The sequence below is a fragment of the Pseudoalteromonas sp. Z1A6 genome (assembly GCF_011378745.1).
GTDB classification, from domain to species: domain Bacteria; phylum Pseudomonadota; class Gammaproteobacteria; order Enterobacterales; family Alteromonadaceae; genus Pseudoalteromonas; species Pseudoalteromonas arctica.
In genome coordinates this window covers 1-4,718 of the sequence record NZ_WTKW01000322.1, presented here as the reverse complement: position 1 = coordinate 4,718, position 4,718 = coordinate 1, and the positions used below count along the sequence as shown (strand labels likewise).

General features: G+C 36.9%; 4 protein-coding genes. All 4 read right to left on the bottom strand.

Annotation, left to right across the window (positions count from 1 at the left end; genetic code table 11):
* Positions 1-356 (bottom strand): DUF262 domain-containing protein (locus GQR46_RS16295; RefSeq protein ID WP_165741522.1); only part of this gene is annotated, 356 nt, incomplete at its 3' end.
* An 8-nt stretch (positions 357-364) separates the two neighbouring features.
* A complete protein-coding gene (locus GQR46_RS16290) occupies positions 365-1,285 on the bottom strand; it encodes a phospholipase D-like domain-containing protein (protein ID WP_165741519.1) in 921 nt (306 codons plus the stop codon).
* A complete protein-coding gene (locus tag GQR46_RS16285; protein ID WP_165741517.1) occupies positions 1,285-3,093 on the bottom strand; it encodes an ATP-binding protein in 1,809 nt (602 codons plus the stop codon). The genes GQR46_RS16290 and GQR46_RS16285 overlap by 1 nt, the downstream gene beginning before the upstream one ends.
* A partial coding sequence (locus GQR46_RS16280) for a DEAD/DEAH box helicase (protein ID WP_165741515.1) occupies positions 3,093-4,718 on the bottom strand: 1,626 nt, incomplete at its 5' end. The genes GQR46_RS16285 and GQR46_RS16280, both read right to left, overlap by 1 nt.

Sequence of the window (4,718 nt, the reverse complement as noted above, 5' to 3'; positions counted from 1 at the left end):
AGAGAACCAAATAATTGATCCCAATTATTCTTCCAGTCGGGGCTTGAAAAGTGATCATAAAAAATAGATCTTAAGGTCGTGAGTCTCTGCTGACCATCTAAAACAAATTCGCAGTCTTTCTCTTCTAATTCCACCTCATCTGGATAACAAAGCTTCCTTTTCGAAAAGTCTGTGCTAACTCCTTCTAGTGTTAGTAGACTACCCATTGGTAAATCAACAATAAAAGATGCTAATAACTTTCTTTGCTTATCTCTACTCCACACAAAACTTCTTTGAAAATTAGGTAGAACAAGCTTATGATGATCTAATTCATCATAAATTACTGATAGTTCTCTTTCGAGATTTTCGATTGCCATATTATCCCTTAATTAATTATTCTTAAAATTTCACTTCTTCTACCAGGTATATAAACCTCTATTTCATCACTCGCATAGAGCTTGAGGTAAGAATATAAGTTTGCTTGGAGATCTTTAATTTCTTGCCGGTAAGGCGCTGGGTCATCTGCTAAAGCATCATGCAACAATCTTGATATTTGCCCAAAGCCTAAGTCTCGTTCTGATTGATTTTCAATAATTTGTTTTTTTAACCAACGGTATGCTTTTGTTTGCTTAAACAACGTTGACGCTAATGAAAAATCATCTTTAGCATGTTCAATTTGAGCAAAAGGTAATGATGGGTTTAGTCGATATTCATTCAAATCAGCGCCTGGCTTACCTAACGGGAAGTCTGATACAAACAGCTCTAATGTTTGTGGTAGGATTTCTTCAGGCCATACAGCAGGTAACTCAGCTTTATCTGCATCTTCAAATTGCTCTAAAAAAATCTGCATTTTATCAAGCATACTTAGTGTTAAATCAGTGGCTGATTCAACAATTTTATTAATGAATGCTTTGGATTGTTCGCAGGCATTAACTCTGCTACACGATTCTAAATTTCCATTATTAACTAAAGCTAACCCTTTACCTGTTAAATTAGCGCTACCATTAAAAATAGTATCGTGATCAATTTGATAAATTTTTGCGTGCAGATTTACGAGTGCTTTCACTTGGTAGCCATTATTGATGCAATCACGAAGCGCATTTAAGTCACTTGCACCCTTTGCAAAATCAATTGGCGTAAAACGCCCTATCAACTGTACTTTAGGTTTGTTGTTAGAGATTAACTGACCCAGCCAGCGTGTCGCTGGTTGGGTCATAAAGGCTGAGATGATAATTAAATTTGCACAACCAGGAAGAAGTGCCTCTAATTGTTGCGTAAGCTCAGTATTTGAGATTAAGCTCGACATTAAAAGTCGTCCGCATCATCATCTTCAGGGCCTTGAAGAAACTCACTAATGACTAAGCCCCATTCACGACGAATAGTATTTAGATAATTTAAACGTTTTTCGTCAGTTGTTTCATTCATCACACGGGCAAAGCCTGCAATTGTGGTTTGCATAATCTCAAGCTGATCACCATCAAGCTTGCTTACAAGCTTTTGATAAAAAACATGATTTGTATTGAATAAAACTAACGTTAAGCCTTTACTTGTTGATACATCAAAAAATGCTTCAGAATCTCGTGCTACATCTTCGATTAAAAAACGATTACCTGTAAGAATTAATCGTTCAGCTTTTTCTTCAGCCTCTTCATCACTCATTCCACCTGCTTTTTTGAGGTGGTCAACAACATCTTCTTTTTTTAGCTCTTTTGGTGTTTCTTCTTTAGTCTTATGACCATGATTTTCACGGTGTGCAGAGCCTTGCGTTGCTTTAGATGCTGCACCTTCAGAAACCGTTTTAGGTTCTTCACCTTTAACCGCTTTGCCATCTACATTGATTGTATCTAACGCTTTTGTTAAAGCCGATACTTGCTTTTTAATAACAGCAACTACTTTTAATACTTGAAGTAATGAATCAGAGTTTTCCTCTAAGTCCCTTAAATACTCTTGTTCGGAGTCAAAACCTGCTTGAGTAAAGATGGTTTTCATCTCGTAAGGGATTAATCTGATTGCATCTTGTTTATTGTTAGTTACGCCAAAAACAGCATCTAGGGTTGGCGGAAAGGATACTTCAATACCAATAAATCGCCCTTTACTCTCTCTCAGTGCAGAAGTTAGAAATGAATCTCTTAAAACTAATTCTCTATTAGCACGAACAATTGAAACACCTACATTTTTACTACAATGTTTACCCCAAGCAGTACCACCTAATTTTCCGATAGTATCTTTTAGAATTCGATTTGATATATTCTTCTTAACCATTGAGGTAGTAACGGTTACATCATCACGTTTAGGTCTTCCATCTGCATCTATGTATTCTACTGAAATTACTTCCTCATCCATTTTTTCAAAAAAAGCTTCATTTTTATAACTACCTGGCAATTCTGGCAACGAAGTATTCTTTTTAAGATACATTGGATCATTAGCTTTAAAAGTTTCTTTATCGTAAACATCAAGTCTGTCATCCGCTGATTTACGGTAAGTGATACTTTCTATTTTTATATTGTCATCACTAATGAAATTACGATACATTCTGCCGACTAAATGTTCACAGTGACGGTAGATTGACTTGCCCGTTTTCCAACTTAGGCGATCGAGCTTAGACCAAATAATTAAAGAGCCAGATTCTGGTTTTTTAGTAAAAAAAGCTTTTTCGTACTTTGTAGGAATTGCTTTTGCTGTTGGCATTGGGACATCTTCAAGTGCGCCGCTTTTCATTTCGTCAACATCTAAATATGTATGATGAGGCTCTCCACCGGCTTGCCAGCTCCACACATCAACACGCTTACACTGTGAAATTGATGAGTTAGGTAAACCCATACCGAACTTACCCATACCTCCGGCATCTTTACGATGCGTACCGCCACCAAACTGCATGGCGACTCTTAAGGTATCGAGATCCATACCAACACCATTGTCCCAAAGGGAGATTTCTGAAACAGTGTAATTTTTCCGGGTTTCTTGTTGTTCTTCGATAAAACCAACCTCTACACGCGTAGCGGTTGCTTGTAGGCTATTATCGATTAACTCGGCAAGCGCGTATGCAGTATTGTTGTAACCATTATCTCTTAAAGATTCTATTACAGTTTCTGCACTTAAAAATCTGTTACTCATTATTTAGTCTCCTTTTCTGCCCACATATCATTCCAATAACCAAATGCTAGGCTAATACTTTGAAATTCAGGTATGTTATCCATTACTGTATAAATATTGCATTCTTTGTTACCGCCGCTTTTATAACCACGCATGGCACGACCAGCCATTTGTAAGTACTGTACTAATGAGTTCATTGGCTTTGCGATAACAGTGACATTTGTTTTAGGGGCATCAAACCCTGCAGTTAATACATTAAAATTAACCAAAACTTGTAAATTACCGTTTTTATATTGTGCTATTTTTGCTCTTCGACTCTCTGCCGTATCATTTTTACTATCAATAGAAGCTGCTTTTATACCTTGATATGCAAGTGCAGTAGCAAGGTTAATTCCGTGCTCTACGGTACACGCAAAAACGATGATTTGTGACCCAAGGTTACATTCATCAATAATCGTATTTAGGATCTGTCGGTTACGCTCTATGTTATTTGCTAGCGTCGTCATCGTTTCAACACCACCCGCATCTCTTAATTCGTATGCAGCAATACCTGAATGATCATAATTTAATGATTTAAAGTTAGCTTTTGCTAAATAGCCCTTCTCAACTAAGTAATCTATTGGCGATAAATAGCCTGAAATTTGCATAGATACTTTATTGTTATAGAAAAAATCGGCTAAACGGGCATCTTCTTCTGATAAACCATCTTCAGAATAACTTCTGCCTGGAGTGGCTGTTAAACCAATCAGATCTGCATGGAATGACTCATCTTCAATAAAGTCCTGAACAACTTCTTGGAACTTTGGCGCGACAGCCTTGTGGGCCTCATCAAAAATTACTAATGTTACTTTTTCAGCAAGCTTGCTATATAAAAGTTGGAGCTGTCTAGAATCACTTTTTCGTAAACTCAAAAACTTGTGTAAGCCACCAACAACAAAACCCGAATCGATACCACTCAAACTTTCAGTTGAAGTTGAGTAAAAGCCATAAAGAGAGGTAGAGCGATTACCTAATGACTTCCATGCTTTTGAAAACTCTATATAAGCTTGCGAGCAAAGCTCTTCTCTATCTGCTAACCAAAGTACTAGGTTACTTTCAGATTGCCTTAAATGCTCAGCAGCAATATTCATTGCAGTGCGTGTTTTACCTGCACCTGTAGGTAAGTGAATCAGTACTCGTTTTTTATCCTGTGCAAGTTCAGTAAACACCTGTTTGCTAATGTTTTGTTGGTATGGATAAAGACCGTAATTTGGCTCAATACACGTTATGCTTTCTAATTCATTATCTTGGCTTAATTGACTTTCATATAGCGCAGAAAGTCCTAATAAAGCTGCGAACTTTTCAGGATTATCTCCTGCCCAACTTATGATGGCATCATAGTATTTTGGAGTAACGTTTTTTGCTTCAAGCTCAAAGCTAGGAAACAACTCAGCTAGTTGTTGTGCTGATAATCGTTCAATTAGCTTAATACGCAATTGCGAATCAAAAATAAAGTCAACCTGTTTAACACTCGCAACTATACCTGCCAGTTTATTTTTATTATAGGCGTTAGTTTCTGAGATCTGGTTCTCTTGTATATCAAGTTGAAGTGCGAAATTTATTGAATTTTTGGGGAGAAAGTTTAACAATTCATCTTCAGAAAAGTT